Below are 22,959 nucleotides of genomic sequence, written 5' to 3' on the forward strand. Positions count from 1 at the left end.
ACCGGCAATGATGGTAATCCCGGCGGAACCGGTCCAACCGGCCCAACCGGCAATGATGGTAATCCCGGCGGAACCGGTCCAACCGGCCCAACCGGCAATGATGGTAATCCCGGCGGAACCGGCCCAACCGGCCCAACAGGAGCAGACGGGATTTTAGGGATCAGAGGAGTTTTGAATGGTTCAATTTCAGTTTCTCCTTATTCATACAGCTATGAGCGCACCGGTTCATGGATCGTGCTGCCTCCCGGAATTTATGCAGTGTCTGTTACGATGCTGATGTCAAGCAATCAGCAGGCGCCTTACAATTCGGCATTCTGGCTAAGAAGCACATTTGGCGATGATGCAAGCGGCGGTAACCCAAGCAGCGACATAGTTGGTCCGTACCTGATCAGCGGCTGCCTGGTAGGGCCGGCCACCTATGCAACCCTGAACGGCACGCTCATTATCAATAATTCTTCAGGAGGAAATAAAACGTACTATTATGCGGCCGGAGAAGTAGTTGTAACCAATAACACACAAACATTGTTAACGTTTGGCGGCGGGAGCTGGAATGAAGAATGCATTGTCGCGTTTAAAGTACAATAAAATAATACCACTGCCACAGATGCGTTTTGAACAACATCAGCGGGTATCTTCTTTCCCGGTTCCTGCACCCGGAAAGATAACAGCTGATCTTATGACAGATGACAATTTGATATCTTAGACAGATGACAAACGAGAAAACCATCTGTCTGAATATGATTGTGCGCAACGAGGCTGCAGTAATCGGGCGATGCCTGGCTTCGGTACTTCCGGTAATTGACTACTGGGTGATTTGTGATACCGGTTCAACAGATGGCACGCCTGACGTTATAACTGAAGCGCTTGCCGCAGTTCCCGGTGAACTGCATCATCATGCCTGGGTTAACTTCGGTGTCAATCGCACGATGGCAATGAAAATCGCTGAAAAAAAGGCCGATTACATATTGCTGATAGATGCTGATATGGTGCTGAATGTTCACCGCCAATTTAAAGCGGCGCTCAACGCAAATGCTTACCTGCTTAGGTACACCGGTTCGCTTGACTATTGGCAAACCATGTTGGTTGACGCAAGGTTTAACTGGGAATATGAGGGACCTACCCATGAATATATTCACAGCCGCCTGGGCAGTCGTGGTGAAAAGCTGGATGCCATCAGCCTCACTCATTTTGCAGATGGGGGAGAGCGTGCAGAAAAGTTTGCCAGGGATATCAGACTGCTTGAAGCGGCTTTAGCAACTGAGCCTGGAAACACCCGTTATATGTTTTACCTGGCGCAGAGCTATGCAAATTCAGGCGGTTATGCGCAGGCGATGAACTGGTACCGGAAGCGCATAGCAGCTCACGGTTGGGACGAGGAACGCTGGTATTCCATGTATCAGCTGGCTATTATGCTGGAAAAGTCAGGAGCAGCAACAGAAATGGTGATGAGCGCTTACCTGCAAGCATATGAATACCGGCCCTCTCGCGCAGAACCGCTTTATCACCTGGCAAAAATGCTGCGCGGCAAACAGCGGTATTCCCTTGCAATGCTGTATATCGAAAAGGCTGTAAAAATGCCCTACCCACAGGATATACTGTTCATTGAAAAATCGGTTTACGACTACCTGGCGCTTTTTGAATATGCTATTTGTGCACATTATGCAGGCGAAACCGAAAACGCGATCAGGGCAAATGATATGGTGATCGGCCACCCGGCTGCACCTCTGCATATTGCCAGGCAGGCTATGGCAAACAAACATTTCAGCCTTAAAAAGTTTGTCGAAGAACACGAAGCCGCCCCAAAAAAGCGCATTGCAGCGATATCTTTCGACCTGGCCCATGCAGGAGGTTCTGGTATATCCCTGAAATATTTGATAGATCATTTCAGACAGGGTGACTGGCCGGTGTGGCTGGGATACACCTATCCCCACGGCAACGTGCTTGAAGAATGGAACCCAGACGTGTTGATTAGCCAGCAGTGGGCCGTAAAAACCGGCCGTGCAACTGCCGACAGGCTAAATATTCCGCTGATACAGTATATTCATGGGCCGGGCCAATATAATTTCTCAAAAACGGAAAACGTTAAGCCGGATTTTCTGATTTTCTGCTCATCACATGAATATTTTTCGGTTAAAAAAGAATATCCCGGAATAGAAGGTATAGTTGTGCACCCGGTAATACTGCCTGTAGACGAAAAAGCTGCCGGGAACCGGGAATACATTACACTGATAGGCAATACGCCGGGCAAGGGGAATGATATTTTTTTGGCGATTGCCGCCGCAATGCCGGAGCAAGGATTTTTGCTGGTTGGAGATAATGAGAATAGCGGGAAGCTACCGGAAAACCTGAAACAGTTGCCATATACTACGTGTATCGACGAAGTTTATGGCATGACAAAGGTGTTGTTAGCGCCCTCGGTAAATGAATCGTATTGCCGGGTGATTGCAGAGGCTGCAAGGCACGGCGTAATCTCCGTAGTAACTGATTGCCAGGGTATGCGTGAAGCCACGGGATTTATAAATGCCTTATACATTTCTGACAGAACAAACATTGGTGAGTGGATCGGCCGGATAAATGAGGTGCTGTGTGACCCCGAAAAGTTTGCTGCGTTTCCGAAGCGGATATGCGATGAACTTGACACTGAGCTTGAATTAAAATACGCCGCCTTGAAAATATCGGAATGGGCTGCTAATGGCTGAACATTTTAAAGAGGTGGTAACGTACCGTTACAGTATCGCCGAGATACATAACGCTATTCCTAAAGTTGCAGCCGCTGCTATATTCAGTTTGTTAACTGCGTAAACATCCCTGACCTCTTTTTTATAAATAAAATACAGGCAGCCGGCTATAAATATTGTCCAGCTGAATAAGGAATTGACCGGAGTTGCCGGAAGAGACAACCCAATTTTATTGTCTGTGTTTGCCGGATGCCTGTAAGCAAAGTAAGACAACATAATAGTATTAATTGCCAGGTAGTTAAAATAACCGGATGAAAGCACCCACCCGGATTTTTTATGCAGGGCGAATAGAATTGCCCCTGCGGGCATTACTAACAACGGCCGTAAAAAATACATAACCATCGGCAGGTCCCATTTAGCAGAACTGTTTATCAGCATGTATTTCAGTAACCCAAATTGAGTGTACATCTGGTACAAAAACAAGAGTATCATCAATATGCTGAGCCATAGTATAGCTTTTGGAGCCGCTGTTTTTTCGGTTCGATGCGTGGAATCAGTCATGACTATCGGACGGATTGTGAAGAAAGTAAGGCATATAAAGCAAACACGAAGTAGATGGCAAACCGTATCAGTAAGGCTCTGTTAAATTGTATGGGTTTGCCATTTTGCTTATCAAAAAAATAAAAGCAAAGTGCAAGAAATACTAAAATCAGATAGATGCAATTTATTGCATATAGTATAATCGTGTTTGCAGGCCACCTTAACAAGAAAAACATTACCTGTGTTAATGATAAACAGAATAAAAGCCCGGCCGCCATTGAGTAACCTTTGCTTAGGTTGGGTAGTGCCAGGGTATAAAACCCAAGGGGCCAATACAAACATGCCAGGAAAGAGCCCAAAATCATTATTCCCCAATTTACAAAGGGAACATGAAAAGCATGCAAAACGGTGGAGACAATAAATAAAATAAGCAGTATGGATTCGGCAATGTTGATAGCGCGGAGTTTCATAAAAGCTGTTTGAGTTGTAAAATGACTGCCCTAAAATTTACTTTCCCAATTAAAAACATCTTGCGGGCGACGAGCGCTAATCAATATACCTATCGACCTGTCGTTAATATTATACTTCTTTTTTAGGTCGTCAGCCGTTAAAATGTCTAGGGAAAGAAAAAGCGCGTCGTCAATTGTAGCCAAATCGCCCTCATAACTTTTTATTTTTACTTTGTCGTTAATAATATATTGGAAAGCGGTATCGCTTTTTGTAATCATATATAAGCTATCAAAAGCATGTGATTTCTTCCTGAAATAGGCGATGTAATGTTTTCTTGCGAAGTTTTTAGTTTCAACAATTATTGCCCCGTCGGTACCCTCTGGCCAAATCTTTTTATTGCATCCATACTTAATCGTTATAGAAAAGTATCATAATGCAAAATTAAATAACCACATGATACAACCTTCCATTACCAGCCGTATCGCCAATATCAGCTTTCCCCAGGTATTTTTTTGTAACCACCTTTGGCACAAAGCCTTTATCCACAATCATCAGGTCAACCCGTCCGTTGGGCGATTTATCGGCATTCATCAGCTGGAAAGTATCGCCGCTGAAAGTAAATTGCTTATTATTAACCTTTACACTGGCGAAATCAAAAGTGGCTTTAAGGCTGCTTACAAAAAAGTTGGCATCATGTATCACCTTGCTTATCTCGTCGAAGTTTACATGTGCGCCGTTTTTGAAGGTAATGAGGTAAGCGTTGCGCATTGGGTCGGTTTTAACATCCTCAACAAAAGACATTTTTTTTAACGAGGATTGAGTCGTTTTGGCACATAGGCCGCAGTTAAGGCCGTTGATTTTTAACTCAGCTTTAGTGAATTGGGCATGGGCCGCAGCCGTGCCGAATAGCAATATAAGTATTGATAGTTTGAGGACTTTCATGGTTGTTATTGAAGATTAAAGATAGCAATATTTTGGTAAACTGTTTGTAAAGGCTTTTACCGGATGGGAATAAACAAAAAAGGAATCCATACCTCGCGTAAAGATTCCTTTAATTAACTATTAACTAACCTTATCATCAATGAAAAATTAGCTTTTCAAATATAGAAGCGCTGATAAGCCTACGGATATGCTATTACTGCCAATTTACTGGCCGCCGTTGATAAAAAAAAGGTTTAAAAGCTATGAAAATACCCCGTAAAGGGGGATAAATTGTATTGGCCGGAATCATATATTGGCATTGATTTAATCACTTAATTAAAGGCGCGGTGATGAGAAGTTGTATTTATTTTTTTTCATCCTTATTGATTTGCCTGCTGATGATCATCAAGCCGGCAAAGGCGCAAAATAACGCATTGCTGCAGGCTGCCGACTCGCTTTTTGCCGGTAACGACTGGAAAGGCGCCAGGGAGAAATATGCAGGTTATCTTGCCGATACATTAGCCGCTAAAAACGCCGTTGCATGGAATAAGCTGGGCTATTGCAATTACAATCTTGGATTTTACCAGGACGCTATTACCGACTTTAATAAAACCCTGGCAAATAAGCCGAAGCCGCCTGTACGGAATATGGCCATGTCGCGGATGTCGAGGGTATATGCGGCGATTAATAAAATTGATGAATCGGCGGAATGGCTCACCAAGGCAACTATGGCGGGTTACAACAGTCTCCCTGATCTGGATAGCCTTGCCGATTATAAGAATATGCGGGAATCGCAAAAGTACGCCGGCATACGGAAACAATTATACGAGATACTTTACCCGTGTTCCAGGGAACCGCATAACCATGATTTTGATTTTTGGGTGGGTGACTGGGATACTTATCCAACCGGCAGCAAATTTTTAACCGGCCGTAGTCACGTGGAGGTAATGGCCGGCGGATGTGCTATATTAGAAAATTTTATCTCGGTGCAGGCGTATACCGGCAAGAGCTTTAATTATTACGACCCTGCCAAAGGCAAATGGGAGCAGGATTGGGTTGGCAGCGGCGGCGCCGGGGACAGGACCCGCTATTATAACGGCGAATACCGCGACGGCGCCATGCATTTTACCAGCGAAACTACCGACGCAAAGGGTAATAAGACACTGGGCAATTTTATATTTTACAATATAGACAAGAATACCGTCCGGCAATATCTCGAACTGTCAACCGATGGAGGCAAGACCTACCAGGTCTCGTACGACCTAACATATATCCGCAGAAAATAAGGGACAAACTATATAACTAACGCGAGCCGGGCAGTGGGCATTTAAAAGTGCCTGCTGCCTTATTTTTGTAAACCGGCAATCATGCCGCAGTAAACGGATTATATAAATTGAATATTTATTGGCAACGAGATTCATCCTATTGTAACATAAACCCCAAGCCTCTTAAATGAAATATCTTAAACTGCTGTTTCTTTCCATTTTAATTATTCCGGTATGTGATACTACAGCGCAGGATAAAATGGATGTAGAAAAGTATAACCCAAAATCGACCCTCGTCGTCAAACAGCATCTTATAAAACGCGCCAAATATCCCTTTATCGATGTACATAATCATCAGTGGAATATGCCGGATCAGGACCTGAAAGCGCTGCTGAGTGATATGGATGGCCTCAACATGAAGGTGATGGTAAACCTTAGCGGGCGCGGGTATAAAATTATCAATAACTACCATGGCCACGAATTTTTCAGCGTAAACGGCCCCGATTATTTAAACCGCTCGCTTGATAATGTGCGCAAAAATGGCAATGGCCGGCTGCTGGTATTTACGAACCTTGATTTTTTGGATATAGATAACCCGGACTGGACTAGAAACACCGTAGCACAATTGGAAAAAGATGTGAAAAATGGCGCAAGCGGTCTTAAAATTTATAAGGAACTTGGTTTGGAAGTGCTCGGCAAAAACGGCAAACGCGTGCAGGTTGATGATCCGCGGCTTGATCCGGTATGGGAGAAATGCGGCGAGCTCCATATTCCTGTCTTAATACATACCGGCGAGCCGATTGCCTTTTTTGATAAGATGGACGCCACCAACGAGCGTTGGCTGGAACTTAAAACCCATCCCGACAGGGCACGGCCAAGGTCACGTTATCCCAGCTGGCAGCAGGTAATGAGCGAGCAGCACCACATTTTTCAGAAGCATCCGCACACCCTGTTTATTGCCGCGCATTTTGGCTGGCTGGGTAATAACTTAGATGCATTGGCTAAGATGCTGGACTCCATGCCGAATGTTTATACCGAATTTGCTGCTGTAATGGAGGAAATTGGCCGCCAGCCTAAAAATGCACGTGCCTTTTTTATAAAATACCAGGACAGAATATTGTTCGGAAAAGATACATGGTCGGTGCCGGAGTATGGCTTTTATTTCAGGATGCTGGAGACTGATGACGAATATTTTCCTGCACTGCGTAAATATCATGCTTTTTGGGGTATGTACGGACTTGGGCTGCCGGACGACGTGTTGAAAAAGATCTATTATAAAAACGCCTTAAAGCTATTCCCGAAGGTCGACAGGTCGATGTTTCCGCAATAATTGAGCAGCCTCGTACCAGTAAAAGCAAGGCATGGTCTGGGGCGGTTTCTCTGTTCTTTAAACAAAAGTGAAAACAGAATTTAATAAACAATAACTCACGCCGCCACACTTGCCCTGTATGCTCCCGGTGTAATACCATACCGGCCCTTAAAGAAGCGAATAAATGAACTTACATTATCGATGCCGATCATGCTGACGATCTCGTTAACTTCATAGCGGGTGTGTTTCAGCATGTGCTTAGCCCGCGACAACCGCACTTGTATTAAATATTGATAAGGCGAGCAATGGAATGTTTGTTTAAAGGTGCGACAAAAATGTGTTTGTGATAAGCACGCGTTCCCACATATATCGCTTAAGCTTACGGGTTGGTTATAATTGCTGATCATATAATCTTTGGCAATATTAAGGCGTTTGAAGAGTTCAGTACGCGTTTTATAGCTCATGGCCTTTAAAGTGTCGCATTTAGCAAGAATTTCCTTATTGTAGATGCGGTAAAAGTTGATCAGTGAGTGGATTAGGTACTGGTTAACGAGCATGTCCTCCTGGCTTTCGCTGTTTACCAGGTTATGCAAGTGCATTAAATTGAAGCGCATATCTCCCTTCAGCGGATATAATGTTTCAAGAAATACCGGGACTAAACCCTGTGGTGTATAAAAAGGGTCTTCAAGCAAAGCAGAATCTGAGGACGTTGCGCTATGATGAAAGGAGTTTAAAAATTGCCGGTTATAAGATATAGAAATAGTATTCACTGGAATTTCGGAATAAATTTCCCTGGCAAAGACAGTTCCCTCGTTGATTACCAAAAAATTGCCGGGAAAAACCTTCAGATTTTTGTTTCCCAGCTTATATTGCTCATGCCCATCAATTACCATCCGTATAGAAAACTCGCCGCATTCATTCGCATAGCTGGCGCTGGTAGTAACCTCGCTGTATATCTTATTCTGGTTGGTTAAAATCTGTACCTTTTTCATTCCTCGTCCGAATAATCCCGTTGCTCTAATAAAATATATTTGTTACCATTTTGGTCGGCAACGGTAAATTCCAATCCACAGCTGGTGTACCGTGGCATGCCTTCGCATTTTACGCCGGCCTGGCCCAATCGGTAATAGTCTCTTAAACAATCATCGGTGTTTATCGTAAGTGCCTGCTGCGGTGAATCACCCCTTTGCAGCAGTGCGATAAAAAAATTATTCCCCCATTTATTTTTTACCAGGAATCCGTGCCTGCCGGGTTTGTCCATCTCACTTAATGTCCCGTAGTTAAAAAAGCCGAGGTATTGCGTCATAAATAACAAGGCTTTTTGGGGCTCCTTAACATATACATCTGCATAAGTCAACTCTTCTGTCACCATAGTCAGGTAGTGCTTTTTAATACTCCACAAAACTACCGGCGGTGGTAATCTGCCTGATACCCCCGCGAGGGGTATTTTTCTTTCACGATGTGCCAAACCGCCCTGATTAACTCAAAAAGGCTATAAAAGCATATCCGGTTGGAGGGCTTATCTCTAAAATTACAATCTAATATTAACTGACAAAATGAAGAAACTCCCGCCTCCGCCATGAGCTGCGTTCGTGATTGCAAGCTCATTTACCAAGAAACAGCACAAAAGATTTAACTATTTAAATGACTATGAAACGAAAATTACTTTTTATTTTATGTATAAGCCTGACCACGTTTATACAAGCCTTTGCGCAAAACCGCACCCTTACCGGTACGGTTACCGGCAAAGACGACAATCTTCCAATCCCGGGAGCAAGTGTTACCGTTCCGGGTACACAGGTGGGTACGCAAACTAACGACTATGGTAAGTTTACCATTAAAGTGCCCGCTTCTGCAAAATCCCTGGCATTCTCATTTGTAGGCTATAAAAGCGCTACAGTTGAAATCGGCTCGGGCGATGTTATAAATATTGCCCTTGAAACTAATGCCAGCCAGCTGAAAGAAGTTGTAGTAACCAGCGGATATGGCATCAAGCAAACCGCACGGTCAAACTCCAACTCGGCACAAGTAGTTTCCGCTACGGATTTGAACACTGTGCGGGAGCCAAATATTAACAACGCCCTTGCAGGCAAAGTGGCAGGCATACAGGTGCGCAGCCAGTCGGCAGCGGCGCTGGGTCGCAACACCGAGGTAAGGCTTCGCGGTGCATCGGGTTTTGGCGCCGGCCAGGGTGCTTTGTATGTGGTTGACGGCACGATACTGCCTAACGCAGACGACCTGAACCTTGATGATGTTGAAAGTGTAACGGTGTTACAAGGCGCGGCTGCAGCCGCCTTATTAGGCTCGCAGGGTGCAAACGGAGCGATCGTTATTACAACCTCGAAAGCTAAAAAGAACGGCGGTTTAGGCATCGACCTGCGCCTGGGAGCTACCTGGGACAAAGCCTATATATTGCCAAATTACCAGAATACTTATGGCGGCGGCAATAACCCGCTGTTTACGGAGTACGTTTGGAAACAGGGCGACCCTGAGCATTGGAAATCATTAAGCGGCAAATACTATCCGGATTATTCTGATGATAGCAGCTGGGGCCCTAAACTTTCCGGGCAAGAGTATATTCCATGGTATGCATGGTATGCAGGTACAAAATATACCGGTAAGACAGCTTCGTGGACAGCCCACCCTGATAACGCGATCAATTTTTATCAGACCGCCCCTTTGCTTGATAACAGCGTAGTGTTTAACAAGGGCGGCGATGATTATAGCATAAAGATAGGCTACGGCAACCTTTACCAGAAAGGTATTATACCCAACCAGGATTTAAAGAGGAACACCTTAAACATCAACTATAACTACGACCTGAATAAACACCTGTCATTCAGCACCAGCATCAATTATACCAACCAAAAGCAAAATGGCGCCGTAAACGATAACTATGCTGCACTTGGTACGGGTGGCCTTACCCAATGGTTTCACCGCGACCTGGATATAAACGTGTTGAAAGAATTGCGCGGGCTGCAATATGGCCCCGGCCAGTATGCAAGCTGGAACCATAACGATCCGAATGCCTGGAACCCTGCCAACCCTTCGGCATTTTACGCAGGCAATTACTGGTACAACTATTATACTTACCAGGACCTGATTGTAGACAAGCTGAACAGGGACCGACTGTTTGGTGATGTAGCTTTAACTTATAAGGTTAATAACGATTTAAGCTTTAAGGTAACGTACAGAAAGCAGCAGGCTGATAGCTGGCAATATCATATCACGCCCACAGAGCTGGAGCTAAGCGCAACGCAAACAGGTCAGAAAGGATTGTATGCCACCACCAACACCTATTCGAACCGCGAAAACCTGGAGTTTTTAGCCACCTACAGTAAAAAAATAAAGGATTTCAAGATCGACGCGAATTTTGGTACGGATAAATTTAACTGGACATATAAAGATGTATTTGCTTCAACAAATAACGGCTTAGCTATACCCTATCTGTATAACATCGGCAACAGCGTCGACCCGCCGACTATCACTAATACAAGAATCAGCGAGAAATACAATGCGGTGCTGGGCCATGCATCAATCAGCTGGAAAGACCTGATATTCCTTGATGGTTCATTACGTAACGATTGGTTTTCTACTTTCCCGCAAACCAAAAACGATGTGTTGTCAAAATCCTTTGGCTTGTCGTTTATTTTTAGCGATTTATTGAAGAGCCAGCAAAGTTGGCTGAGCTATGGTAAATTGAGGGCTACCTACGGTCAGATTCCAAAGGCTTTGGGCGCTACAAACGAAACCTTTGGCGCCTACCGTTACCCGGGGGCTTCGTACGGCGTTAGTCCTAACAAATTTAACGGGCAGCTGTTGCAGGCCAATCCTACTCAAAGCGTCGACCCGCAAATTCACGGTTCTACAGTAACACAAAGAGAGTTAGGTTTGGACCTGAGGTTCTTTAATGACAGAATCGGCATTTCAGGTACCTACTGGACCGGCTCGGAAACCGACATCCCTTCGGCAATCGGTGTTAATGGTGCATCAGGCGTAAACTCTATCCTGACCAATTTCGGCGATGTTGAAAAGAAAGGTTTCGACCTGAACATTAACGCCTACCCAATAAGGGTGCCAAACTTCTCATGGAACTTCTCTTTAACTTATTCCAACCTGTTAGAGGATAAGGTGGTCGAGATCAGCAACAAGTATAATGTTCAGCAGATTGTAGTTGCTACAAACGCATTTACGCAGGTGCCTTACCTGGTACAAAAGGCAGGTTATGCCTGGGGCCAGATATTTGGCTCGGGTATATTGCGCAATGCTGCGGGCGTGCCCATCCTGGATGCAAACGGCTTTTACCAGCGTAACCCCGCCGTATATTATGGCAGCGCACTGCCAAAACATACCGGCGGTATGCAAAATACCTTCACCCTGTTTAAAGACTTTGCCATTAACTTCAATATCGACTACCAGTTTGGCGGCAAATTCGCTTCGTTGAGCAACGCCTTCGGTTCATTCTCAGGAACTACGGCCCGCACTGCAGCCCTGAACGACAAGGGTAACCCGGTTCGTGACGCTGTTTCTGATGGTGGTGGTATACACGTAACAGGCGTTGACGCAAATGGTAAGCCGGTGAGCACTTACGTAAGCGCTTATGACTATTACCACAACAACTTTAACAATGGTACTGAGGACGAATTTGTTTATGATTTAACCTTCATTAAACTCCGTGAGGCAGGTATCTCTTACCGTATTCCGGTTAAAAAACTGGGCTTAGGCAATGTTATTAAAAACGCTACTTTCCAGATACAGGCCCATGACCTTTGGCTGATCTATGCAAAAAGCAAGGACTATGATCCATCACAGATCAGTGCTGTGCAAGGTGAGCAGGCCCAGTTGCCCGGTACAAGGGGATTTGGTTTTAACCTGAGAGTAGGATTTTGATAGCTGACAAGAAAAACTAAATATAGAAAACATGAAAAGAATATATATCTGCGGACTCGCCGGCCTGTTTTTGCTGGGCGGGGTAAGCTGTAAAAAACCCAACGACTTTGGGACGACGAATGTTAACCCGGATGCGGTTAATAACCCAATAGTGCCAGCACTGCTGGCTACAGTTGAAAACAATGTGCCTTTTTATTCCACAACGCTTAACTATGGATTGAGCGGCGGATCTTTTGCCCAGTATTTTTCGGAGACACAATATCCGGGCGTTTCATTATACACGGCCCCGGTTCAAAACTTTACCGGGAACTATGTAACTGACCTTGGCGATTGCCAAACCGTTATCAACCTTAATCAAAGCAAGAATTCGGTTGCGGTGGCAACCATCCTGCAGCAATACCTTTTTTGGGTACTTACCGACAATTTTGGTGATATACCCTACAGCCAGGCGTTGCAGGGCCTTAAATCGATCACTCCGGCGTATGACAAGCAGGAGGATATTTATAAAGGCATACTTACAAAAGTTGCCGCAGCTGTTGCCTCTATGGATGGCGGCACCGTACCCGGCGACCTATATTACAACGGCGACGCTGCGTCATGGAAAAGGGCGGGTAACTCGCTGATAATGCTTGTTGCGCTACAAGCGTCAAAAAAGGTGCCGGGCGCAAATGATTTTGCCGCTACAGCTTTTAAAGCCGCCCTCGCTTCGGGGCCAATAGCTACTAACGCTCAAAACTTTACACTTAACTATCCGGGCGGCACTTATAAAAGCCCATGGTGGTTTTTGTACAACGGCAGGACCGACTGGGCCGAAAGCAAGACAATGACCGACTTTACTAAGTCGACCAATGACGCAAGGCAGCAGGTTTTTGGCGGTTCGTTCAGCGATCCCGGGCTTACTACAGGCGGGACAGTGTCATCCAGCAATGGTGTTCCATACGGGGTTGACCGCACCACGGCAAATAATTATATCGCCGCGAATGCGGATTGGGCGCTTGTATTGCGGGCAGATAAACGTGCAGAGGATTCACCGGTGCCTGTAATAACAGCTGCTGAGGTGGCATTGGCAACAGCCGAAGCTATCAATATCGGCTGGGTGACAGGCGACCTGGTGGCCACTTATCAAAATGGTATCAGGCTGTCGCATGAGCAATGGGGTGTTGACGCACCTTCACCGGCTTACCTGGCAAACGCAAACGTTGCTATAAGCCCGACCCCGGGCGACGCCAATACAAAAAATATATCCGTTCAGCGGTGGGTAAGCTCTTATCCTGACGGCCACATGGGTTGGGATATCTGGCGTAAAACCGGCTTCCCTGTGCTTACACCGGCGCCGGCAGCCTCAAACACATCTAAAAAGATCGTAAGAAGATTTATATATGCCACATCAGAACAACAAACCAATGGCAAAAATGTAAATGCGGCTATTGCAAGAGAAATACCTACTGCTGGTACCGATTCTCAGGACAATGCGGTTTGGTGGGATGTAATAGGTCAGACGCCGTGATCAGCCCGGAGTCTTTACTCTGGAATTGGTAGCCCTCGTATGGTATATCAATCCTGAATATTTAGACATTGGTTAATAGAAATTTAAAGCGGCAGCGGCTGTTTCAAAGCATAGCTGCCGCTTCCTGAAAACTTAAAAAATTACAGAAATGAAAAATAGATTTTTACAATATATGCTCCTGGGCTGTTCGCTGATGTTTCTCTTCAGCGCATGCCGTAAGGATGCCTTCAATGGGAAGGAAACAAAGGGGGCGGGCAAGACTTTTGTTTATATTGAGCAGGCACAGCAACGTAACCAGTTCTTTGATGTTTTTAATGATGTGAAACCCGTATTAATGTTTACCGTTCGCCGCGATGCTGCGAATAAAGCTGACCTGCAGAAAGCCGTAACAGTAACGCTAAAAGCGCAAGACCAGGCTTTTGTGGGCGCCAATTATACAGTTATGCCGGCAACCTTATTTACCCTCAACCCTCAGCCGGGCGTATCATTGGCAGGCAACGGAGATTTAACCTTAAGCTTTGCAGCAGGCGACTTTGCAAAAAACATCATCTTCAATATTGACGGCAGCAAGGTTGACCTTTCGAAGCAATATGCTATGGGATATGTAATCACTAATTTTGGAGGATTCTCTAAACAGCATACTGCCGGGGGCGTTAGTCAGGATACCATTTTGACAACCATCGCTATAAAAAATAAATTCGATGGCAACTATGATGTAACCGGCAGCTATACAGACGTTAATCTTCCGGCTGCAACGGGCGTTTATCCTTATAACGTAAATTTTGAGACAATTTCCGCCGCCGCTAATGATGTGTTTAATAATACACTCGGCGATTATGGATTTTTGTTTAACGTAGGCGACGGCACACAAAGCGCTTATGGAAGCTTCTCTCCGGAGTTTACGTTTGACCCGGCCACAAATAAAATTATTTCTGTGGTAAACGCATACGGACAGGGCTCAGGCAGTCATCACAGATCGGCCAGGCTCGACCCAACCGGTGTGAACGAGTACGACCCGGGCTCAAAAACAATTAAAGTTAAATACATAATGGAAAGTGACGGTATTGACCGCTGCCATTTTGATGAAACCTATACGTATAAAGGGCCGAGATAAACTCTTTGTACTCTATTTTAAAACGCCGCCTCTCATACACAGGCGGCGTTTTAATGGTTTTCCGGGGCTGCCTGACCCTGTACCCGGTGGCTATAGTTTCCAAACGGAAGCTGTGTCTTCACAGTTTTAATTGCACTGCTACCCATAAGATTAGAAAATTTTAAGCCTGCGAAGTCATGCATTAATTGTCAGGATTTTCCTTGCTAAAAGGTATTTGTTGTGCAGGCATTAATTAGCGAAGTGTGGAACTACCGGTTAGATAACCCTGTGTTGTTTGAGTACTTTCAGCGCATCACTGCGGGAGTTTACATTGAGCTTGGCATAGATGTTTTTGATATGCGTTTTAACGGTTTCCAGTTCAATAAATAATTCCTCGGCAATCTCGTTGCGCTTTTTGCCTTCACTTACCATGCGCATTATTTCCGTTTCCCGCTTTGACAGAGGGGAGTCGCTATTTTTTTGAAATGATTTGATAACGATGGACGCGATTTTTTTCGACATTGGTCCGCCACCACCGCGGGCGTCATAAATAGCCTCGATAATTTTTGCGGACGAGGTATCCTTGGTGAGGTATCCAGCAGCGCCGTTAGCCAGTGCGCTGAAGATCTGATCTTCCAGTTCATATACCGTCAGCACAATTACATGTGCTTTTGGCAGCATTTTTTTTACCAGTGGGATGGCGTTTACCCCGCTGATGCCCGGTAGCTCGATATCAAGCAATACGATGGACGGGTCCTCTGCAACCAGCTTTTTTTCGGCCGCCTCAAATGAGTTATAGCAGTTAACCACATAAAAGCCGGGTTCGTCTTCAATCAGCTGTTTATAGGCATGCTGCAAAATCTCATCGTCTTCAATAATTACTATCCTTACTGTTTTTTGCATCGGCTTTTAAGGTATTGGTATCAACAATATGCTGGTAGTTCCGTGTTTTTCTTCTGAATGAATGGATAAAGTTGCGTTCAGCTTTTTTGCCCGGTTTTTCATATTCCGGATGCCGTTCCCTGCAAATACGTGCCCGGTGTCAAATCCGTTGCCATTGTCGGTAACTTTAAAACTGATCTGTTTATCAGACGTAATTTCGGCTGTAAACGTTACAGTATCGCCCTGCGAATGCCGGAGTATGTTATTAAATAACTCTTTAAATATCAGTGTGATGTTCCTGCTGTTGCCAAGGGGTAGCTTTATGCTGCTAAAGCCGGGCAATTGATCTCTGACGTTAAAATGAAGCGTGAAGCCAGTACTCATAAAAAGGTTTTCTGCAAACAATTGGATAGCCGACACCACCTCGCCAAGATTGTCGTTATCGGGATTCAATGCCCATAAAATGTCCTTTGTACCCGCATACATTTCTGACGCACTTTGCTGTATCTGCTGGATTATTTTACGTTCTTTTTCGTTATGCTGCGGTATGTTTTTAGCCAGTATTTCCGACAGCATATTTATTCGCGTAAGCTTATTGCCAAAATCGTCGTGAAAGTCTTCTGCTGTTTGCCTGCGCACATGCTCCTGTTCGTTTTGTTTTAACCTGTTAATGTAGTTTAGCTCCCGTCTGTGGCTGTATATTTTATAACGGTATAGCCCATAAATTAAAAAAAGCGCCAACGCCAATACAAGAAGTCTGAAAGACAGCATTTGGTAAATGGCAGGGGTAACCGTAAAATCGTAGGATATGGTATTGCTCATCACCCCGTTTAGCACGGCACGCGCTTTAAAGGTATACGTTCCCGGCGGCAACTGCGGGTATTCAACAACGTTGTTTTGTACCGGTGCGCCAAAATCCCTGTCGAGGCCTTCCAGCTTATACTGGTACATGGCATTGCCGCTATTGCCAAATTCAATGGTGTGAAATTTCAAGGAAATGCCGCTTTTATTTGAAGGCAGTTCGGGCTTTACAGGTATGTTGTATCCATTTTTAAATATTGTATTATACTTTACATCCGGATGGGTTATAATTACCTTTTGAAGGGCCAGGTGAAGGGAGTAAAAAGATGGCGCTGTATTGTTTGTATTAAAAGCCAATACACCATGCGAGGTTGCTACCCACACCTTGCTATTGTAATATAGCATAGCGTTTTGGTTGCACTCGTAAATATCTGAAGTTACCGGCCGGCTTTTAAGCACCAAAATGTCGTTGCCGGATATTGTAAACCGGCTTACGCCACGTGCAGTACCTACCCAAAGATTTTTATCGACAATCAGCATGCCTGATATCATATTCGAACCAAGCCCGTTTGGTATGCCGATGTTTTGCAGCCGGTTTGATTTAGTGTTCCAGATAAATAGCCCTTTTCCGGTGGTGCCAATAATGATGTTTACGCCATACCGAAGAAGGGATACGATGTTGGTCCCTTTCAGGATCGGGAGCTGCTCCGCCCTTTTTTTATCTTTTATATAGAACAGGCCGTACGCAGTGCCGGCAAGCATTTTATTACTATCGAGCTCAATGATAGCCGAAGATTGAAAATCGAGGCCGGGTATATGCCTTGTCCTTTCGTTCTCCAGGTAATAGCAGCCGAAATCGGTGGTTACCCACATCACATGGTCGCTGGCTTCCATAAGTGACGTACAGTAATGCACTGAAGATACTTTATAGGTTTTTGTTTTTGTTTTTTTCCATATGCCAAGCATATCAGTACCTATCCACAAGTCTTCATTTGGATCTGTAAACAAACAATTCACCCTTACGTCGTCCCTGATATCCGGTGGAAGCGGCGTCACGCTGATCACTTTGTTATTTACCAGTCGTTTAATGCCGTCGCCATATGTACCGAAATAAATATCGCTGTTTGTTTTAGCCAGGCCCATGGCCAGGTCGTTGGTTAAGCCCTGGGTTCTGTCATATACCAAATAGTCGTCGGGACGGTATTTATATAAACCCATGCCGTCGGTTCCCAGCCATACCTGGTTATCATTGTCAACAAACACACTGAAAACGCGGCCGCCTGTAAATCCATTTCCGTCGTCAAAGTGTTTCAGCGTGTGGTTAGCCAGCAAATATGCACCTTTATCGCTGGCTAGCCATATGCCCAGGTTGTGGTCTATTGCAAAATCGTTAATAGTGGAAATACCGTCTGTCAGGTTTTTATCAATTCGGGTGATATTGTTATTTCTGCACTGAAATAAGCCATCCCTTGCTGTTAGGTATATATCGCCCGAATGATTGGGTGAAAAGGCGAACTGCCCGATAAAGCCAAGGCTTTGGGTTTGTTTGGTTACTAAAAACGGTTTCCATTTTAAATTGCGGGCGGTGTAAATCCCGTCGAGGAAAACAGCGGCGTAAACGTTCCCAAACTCATCGCGGGTGAGGTAAGAGATCATCTCGTCGTTAGCAGAAATTATTTGCAGCACCAATTTACCGTTTTGAATCCTGAATACATTTGCCCCGGCCAGTGCCCATATATTATTTTGATTGTCGCATACCAGTTGCTTTACGGGCCTGGTATATTGTTTATCGGCAAATGGGTAATAATTGGGGCCGGTTGAACTAAAGCATACCACCCCTTTAGCATTGCCACACCAGATCATGCCGGTATTGTCGGCTGTAACGGAGTAGTTATCGTAGCTATTTGAGTCGTTTCCTGTGGTAAATGAAATAAACTGTTTCCCATCAAAACAATTTACGCCCCCGAGGTTAGTAAGCCATATTTGATTAAACCTGTCTTTTCGGATGGATGTAACCTGCGATTGAAGCAGGCCTTTATCGATATCGTAATGCTGAAAATTGTACTTTTGAGACAGTACGCCTAATGACGAAAATAAAACCGCGAGGAAAACTGCGACGGTTATCCTAATTGTTCGTCTGCTTGCTCTTAAATCTGTCATCAGGATATAAATATACACAATAGACTGCTGCAGATAAGTGTACCTGTATCAGCCGGGCGAGCTCTTTGGTCAGTTAATAGTTAATTCGCAAGTTGCTATCAAAAGTACCTTTTGGCTATAAACGAAAAATACCCCTTTAGGGGGTATTTCCATATTGTGACTATTGCGACAAGTGTTATATTCCTTCGCTGATCACCACTTCATCTTTTGTTGCAATAGGAGCCCTGCCTTTCATTTTTCTGCCGATAAGCCGGTTTACCTGGCCCAGTAACAGGATGCTGCAAACGGAAATCACGACAATGACATATCCTACTGTGTTGTAATGCTCAAGCGGACTGAACTTTGTTTTCTGAATTACGATCATACCGGCTGCGGCAGCTGCAATACCGCCGGCGATCTGCTGCAGCGAAGCGTTGATGCTCATAAATGCCCCCCGGTCTTCCATATCAGGCACAGCACTGATTAAGGCCTGCTGGGGTACCATCCGGCTTAAAACGCCCATCATCAGCAATATGTTAAGGATAACTACGAGGTAAAACGGAGTTACTGATAAGTTTGTGTACAATATGCACATTATCATGGTCCATACTGATGCCATTGCAAATAGTTTAAGCTTGCTGATCTTATCGCTGAGGCGGCCAACCAGCGGCATGATTACCAGCGAACTGACCCCCGATATCATAAACAACACGGGCAACTGCTGATTAGTTACCCCCAGGTTGTTAATAGCGAAAGCGCTTCCGAAAGGCATCATCATGAACCCGCCGATAGACATTAAGGCGGTAGCTGCAAAGCCGACACGGTAATCCTGCCTGGAAACCGTATGCCACAAGTGAACAAATGCCGACTTATCATGCTGTACTGCCAGGTGCGCCGTAACCGGTTTAAGCTTGAGCACAATTGTCAGCACAATAAGGCCTGCAAGACCTGCGGTTAAAAAGAAAGGTATTTCCCAGCCCCAGTGGTTGGCAAGGTATAAACCGAGTGGAATGCCCAATACCTGGCTTGCGCCAAAGCCCATTTGTGTAAAGCCCATAACCCGGCCGCGTTGCTGCAGGGCAAATAAGTCCGTTATAATGGCCATGGCTATCGAGCTGATAACCCCGCCAAACAGACCGGTGATGATACGCGCGACAACGAGGATTACATAATTATGAGCAAGCCCGCATAACACAGTACCGGCCGTAAAACCAATGTAAAAGAACAACAGCAGCTTTTTACGGTCGAATTTATCGGCAAAGCCTGCGGTGAGCAAACCCGAAATTCCAGCGCTGAATGCGTAGGCAGAAACAGCCACGCCAAACGCAGAAGGCTTTAGGTTCATTGATTTCATCAGCATATCACCGAGTGGCGACATGATCATGAAATCGAGGATTACGGTAAACTGGGTTAACGTTAAAATTAGTATTACCAGCTTTTGATAACCGGTAAATGGTATAATTTCTTTTTGTGCATTCATTGTTATCTAAGTTAATTCACAGCAATGATAGCCGTGTTGGTTAAGTAAGTTAATTATACGCTGGTGTTTAAGCGTATGCGATATTATCCGCAGCACGCGGTCATCGTCGTCCATGTCTATATTCCAATCCTCTACACCATCAAGCTGTCCAAGTAGTTTTTCAACAACAGTCTTGTCCCGTTTTTTAAAGCAATTGGTTTTAAAAAGCAATATGTGGTTAAAGTTTTTCATTAATAAATAAATGTTCATTTAGTTAAATGCGTAAATTATTTTCATTTATTCCTGATTAGGGGATCTCCGAAACTTAATTTTTCAGGGCTTTAACAACTAAATCAAAAGTGGCCCACAATATCTTATCCGACATCGTAAATGGCATCCCGCCTACGCTATGGCCTTCGTTATGAAACCGTATCAAAGAATATAAAGGCGCAAAAGCAACCGACCAATACGCTTCGAAGGGCATTTCGTTTATTTCGCCGCGTTTTAGAGCATTTTGCATAAACTTTGTTACGATGGGCTCAAAATTTCCTTTAAATGATTCCATAAACTTGGCGTGATAGCTCGACGTTCGCAACTGGTCAAAAAAAACGCCAATAAACGGATTATCCATCATGTGGCGGTACCGGTTTTTCCATTGCACCCGCAGGCCATCAACAAAGGGCATTTCAGGGTCAAACCCATCTACCATTGTTTTGGCCATCCGCAGGCCTTCTTCTTCAGCAATCTTTAGGATCAGGTCGTCGCGGTCTTTGTAATAGATATATAATGTCGCAACCGAAATTTTGCATTCCTTGGCCAGCTTGTTCATGCTAAAGCCTTCCATGCCATATTTAACAATGCTTTCGATGGCTTTTTGCTTTACCAGCTTTTCTTTATCAACGTCTCTTGTGCGCATATTTATCTTTTCCGGCACAAATATAAATGAATATTCATTTAGTTATAAAATTATTTTGATATAATTTAGTAAGACAAGATTCGCAGTAAAGAGCTTGTTTTGTGACGAGGATCCGGTGCGGCCGGAAACAGATATTATTGAGTCGCTGCTGTGACAGGGGTTATGCTAATCCTAATCTACCCCTCATCTCATCCCTGTAGGTACTGCCGATCGGTATTTTATGTCCGGCAACTATTACCTGGTGATTTTCCACCATGCTGATATGCCTGATAGCCACTACAAACGATTTATGCACCCGTACAAAATTCTGCTCCGGTATCACCTCGAATATGTCGGCCATGTTCTGCCGGATAAGGATGGTTTTATCTTTTAAAATTACTGATATATAATTGCCATCCTTCTCGAGGTACAATATGTCGCCGATTTTTACCTGGTAGGTTTGCGGGCCGCTTTTTATGAAAGCGTACTCAGATTCAAGTTCTTTGGGCTTGCTGTTACCCTTAAGCGTTTGCAGGTTTAAAGCTTTGTTTACTGACGCCAGGAAACGCTCAAAAGTTATGGGTTTAAGCAGGTAGTCAGTGGCGTTAAGGTTATAGCTTTCGACCGCATAGTCACTGTACGCGGTAGTGAAAATAACCATCGGCTTTACCGCCAGCGCGGAGAACAGTTCTATTCCGCTTATGCCCGGCATATTGATGTCCAGGAAAACAAGGTCGACGGGGTTACGGCTTAAAAACTCAAGGGCCTTTACCGGTTCGCGGAAAGACGTCAGTAAATTTACAATGCCGCTTTTGGTGCAGTAGCGCTCAATTACCTCGAGGGCTTTGGGTTCATCATCGATGGCAATACAGTTCATTAGCTAAGCTCTATCTTTAATATAACGCGGAATTTATCCTGGTCTATTTTTATTTCTAAGTTATGTTTTCCCGGATAAAGCAGGTCAAGCCGCCGTTTTACATTTTCCAGCCCGATCCCGCTTTTTTCATCCTCCATCTTCTTTATCAGGCTATGGTTCTTGTTGCTGCAGGTAAACAACAATTCCTTATCCTGTACGGTAATCGAAATATCGATAAATGATGTGCTGTTGATGGTCACCCCATGTTTAAATGCATTTTCCACAAAAGGGATAAATATCATCGGTGCTATGGTAAGGTCGGATATGAATTCATTATAACGGAAATCAACTACAGCTTCATGGTCGGCATAACGCAGCTTATTTAAGGCGATGCAATTATTTATATACTCAATTTCCTTTTTCAGGGGGACGGTTTCTGCATTGCTTTCGTAGATCATGTAACGCATCATGCCTGAAAGTTTTGAGATGCCGTCGGCCAGCTCGTCGTTGCCTTTAGCCTGCGCCATTGAAAAAAGATTATTCAGCGTATTAAACAGGAAATGGGGGTTGATTTGCGATTTAAGGAATTTTATTTCGGTGCTAAGCTGGTGAGCCTCTATCTGCTTGCGGAGCAGGTCGCTTTTTATCCATTCCTTTGAAAAAAAGTAGGCTATGGCAATACCGAGCATAGCCAGGAATATAATGGCATTTGTAAAGTGGAAAAAGCCGAATGGATTTAAAAAGGGCGGCGGTGGCGGCGACGTAACCAACGGCGCAAGAAGCGAATTCAACTCAAAAATACACACCGTCCAACTCAATACAACCGCAACCCGTGCGGTGTTGCTTTTAAATGTCATTACTTTTTTTAGCAGCCAAAAGGCGGTGCTGTAGAAAAGCAGCATCAGCAGAAAAAGGGTTAAAAACGATTGAGAGTAGATGGTTTCAACCATCACCCGCTGTTTTATGTCGCCCTTAATGTTAAACCTTACTACGTCGAATTTTTTATTGGAATTGCCGGTAGTGTAAAATATGGCTGCCCAAAATAAAATGTGGAGCAGTATTTCAACCAGGTGATTCCGTTTGATTCGATTCATATTAAAACTAAGGTAGTATTAAATACGGCAGGCCGGAAATATGTGGTGGTTAATGAGTGTTTAGGTGGGTGAATCAAAGGTTTTTGAGATTGACGGTAGCAGGCGATGATTGTAACTTATCTTCATGTTGCATAAGGAAAACTACAGTTGTGGTCAAGGTCAATAATTAAGGGATGGGAT

Annotated in this window: 19 protein-coding genes; 7 read left to right on the forward strand and 12 right to left on the reverse strand. The window is 44.5% G+C overall.

Features of this window, described 5'->3' with window-relative positions:
• A partial coding sequence (locus Q3W13_RS08530; RefSeq protein WP_302862936.1) for a hypothetical protein occupies nt 1-585 on the forward strand: 585 nt, incomplete at its 5' end.
• A 122-nt stretch (nt 586-707) separates the two neighbouring features.
• Nucleotides 708-2,699: a glycosyltransferase gene (locus tag Q3W13_RS08535; protein ID WP_302862937.1), complete on the forward strand. Its 1,992-nt coding sequence runs from the start codon at nt 708-710 to the stop codon at nt 2,697-2,699.
• Nucleotides 2,700-2,726: 27 nt separating this feature from the next.
• On the opposite strand, the gene Q3W13_RS08540 is transcribed toward Q3W13_RS08535, so the two are convergent.
• The 3 genes from Q3W13_RS08540 to Q3W13_RS08550 form a co-directional block, all read right to left on the reverse strand.
• Nucleotides 2,727-3,239, reverse strand: coding sequence for a hypothetical protein (locus Q3W13_RS08540; RefSeq protein WP_302862938.1), 513 nt, complete (start codon nt 3,237-3,239; stop codon nt 2,727-2,729).
• A 479-nt stretch (nt 3,240-3,718) separates the two neighbouring features.
• On the reverse strand, nt 3,719-3,946 hold the full coding sequence (locus Q3W13_RS08545; protein ID WP_302862939.1) for a hypothetical protein: 228 nt from the start codon (nt 3,944-3,946) through the stop codon (nt 3,719-3,721).
• Between the two features lie 163 nt (nt 3,947-4,109).
• Complete coding sequence (locus tag Q3W13_RS08550) at nt 4,110-4,610, reverse strand: heavy-metal-associated domain-containing protein (RefSeq protein ID WP_302862940.1); 501 nt, start codon at nt 4,608-4,610, stop codon at nt 4,110-4,112.
• Between the two features lie 329 nt (nt 4,611-4,939).
• Here Q3W13_RS08550 and Q3W13_RS08555 point away from each other — a divergent pair, with 329 nt between their 5' ends.
• Nucleotides 4,940-5,875, forward strand: a complete 936-nt coding sequence (locus Q3W13_RS08555) for a tetratricopeptide repeat protein (protein ID WP_302862941.1) — start codon at nt 4,940-4,942, stop codon at nt 5,873-5,875.
• A gap of 166 nt (nt 5,876-6,041) precedes the next feature.
• Complete coding sequence (locus tag Q3W13_RS08560) at nt 6,042-7,184, forward strand: amidohydrolase family protein (RefSeq protein ID WP_302862942.1); 1,143 nt, start codon at nt 6,042-6,044, stop codon at nt 7,182-7,184.
• 95 nt (nt 7,185-7,279) lie between these two features.
• Here the strand turns inward: Q3W13_RS08560 and Q3W13_RS08565 are convergent, their stop codons facing one another.
• Nucleotides 7,280-8,155 (reverse strand): AraC family transcriptional regulator, encoded by an 876-nt coding sequence (locus Q3W13_RS08565; RefSeq protein ID WP_302862943.1) that lies wholly within the window; start codon nt 8,153-8,155, stop codon nt 7,280-7,282.
• Nucleotides 8,152-8,535, reverse strand: coding sequence for a VOC family protein (locus tag Q3W13_RS08570; RefSeq protein WP_302862944.1), 384 nt, complete (start codon nt 8,533-8,535; stop codon nt 8,152-8,154). Before Q3W13_RS08570 ends, Q3W13_RS08565 begins: the two co-directional genes overlap by 4 nt.
• Before the next feature lie 278 nt (nt 8,536-8,813).
• Between Q3W13_RS08570 and Q3W13_RS08575 the strand changes: the two genes are divergently transcribed.
• From Q3W13_RS08575 to Q3W13_RS08585, 3 genes are all read left to right on the forward strand, one after another.
• Entirely contained in the window at nt 8,814-12,053 is a 3,240-nt protein-coding gene (locus Q3W13_RS08575; protein ID WP_302862945.1) for a SusC/RagA family TonB-linked outer membrane protein, read from the forward strand.
• A 31-nt stretch (nt 12,054-12,084) separates the two neighbouring features.
• Nucleotides 12,085-13,560, forward strand: coding sequence for a SusD/RagB family nutrient-binding outer membrane lipoprotein (locus Q3W13_RS08580; RefSeq protein WP_302862946.1), 1,476 nt, complete (start codon nt 12,085-12,087; stop codon nt 13,558-13,560).
• 148 nt (nt 13,561-13,708) lie between these two features.
• On the forward strand, nt 13,709-14,674 hold the full coding sequence (locus Q3W13_RS08585; RefSeq protein ID WP_302862947.1) for a hypothetical protein: 966 nt from the start codon (nt 13,709-13,711) through the stop codon (nt 14,672-14,674).
• Between the two features lie 255 nt (nt 14,675-14,929).
• On the opposite strand, the gene Q3W13_RS08590 is transcribed toward Q3W13_RS08585, so the two are convergent.
• The 7 genes from Q3W13_RS08590 to Q3W13_RS08620 all read right to left on the reverse strand — a co-directional run bounded on the left by Q3W13_RS08590 (nt 14,930) and on the right by Q3W13_RS08620 (nt 22,779).
• Entirely contained in the window at nt 14,930-15,556 is a 627-nt protein-coding gene (locus Q3W13_RS08590) for a response regulator transcription factor (RefSeq protein WP_302862948.1), read from the reverse strand.
• 6 nt (nt 15,557-15,562) lie between these two features.
• Nucleotides 15,563-18,496, reverse strand: coding sequence for a two-component regulator propeller domain-containing protein (locus tag Q3W13_RS08595; protein ID WP_302862950.1), 2,934 nt, complete (start codon nt 18,494-18,496; stop codon nt 15,563-15,565).
• Between the two features lie 175 nt (nt 18,497-18,671).
• Nucleotides 18,672-19,955: an MFS transporter gene (locus Q3W13_RS08600; RefSeq protein WP_302862951.1), complete on the reverse strand. Its 1,284-nt coding sequence runs from the start codon at nt 19,953-19,955 to the stop codon at nt 18,672-18,674.
• 6 nt (nt 19,956-19,961) lie between these two features.
• Nucleotides 19,962-20,204, reverse strand: a complete 243-nt coding sequence (locus tag Q3W13_RS08605) for a hypothetical protein (RefSeq protein ID WP_302862952.1) — start codon at nt 20,202-20,204, stop codon at nt 19,962-19,964.
• Nucleotides 20,205-20,259: 55 nt separating this feature from the next.
• On the reverse strand, nt 20,260-20,850 hold the full coding sequence (locus tag Q3W13_RS08610) for a TetR/AcrR family transcriptional regulator (RefSeq protein WP_302862953.1): 591 nt from the start codon (nt 20,848-20,850) through the stop codon (nt 20,260-20,262).
• Between the two features lie 160 nt (nt 20,851-21,010).
• Nucleotides 21,011-21,706 carry a LytTR family DNA-binding domain-containing protein gene (locus tag Q3W13_RS08615; protein WP_302862954.1) on the reverse strand — a complete coding sequence of 232 codons (696 nt, stop codon included), beginning with the start codon at nt 21,704-21,706 and terminating at the stop codon, nt 21,011-21,013.
• The gene (locus Q3W13_RS08620) at nt 21,706-22,779 is read right to left on the reverse strand and encodes a sensor histidine kinase (protein ID WP_302862955.1); all 1,074 of its coding nucleotides are present in this window, start codon (nt 22,777-22,779) and stop codon (nt 21,706-21,708) included. The genes Q3W13_RS08615 and Q3W13_RS08620 overlap by 1 nt, the downstream gene beginning before the upstream one ends.
• Nucleotides 22,780-22,959 lie beyond the last annotated feature (180 nt).

The sequence above is a fragment of the Mucilaginibacter sp. L3T2-6 genome (assembly GCF_030519355.1).
GTDB lineage: Bacteria > Bacteroidota > Bacteroidia > Sphingobacteriales > Sphingobacteriaceae > Mucilaginibacter.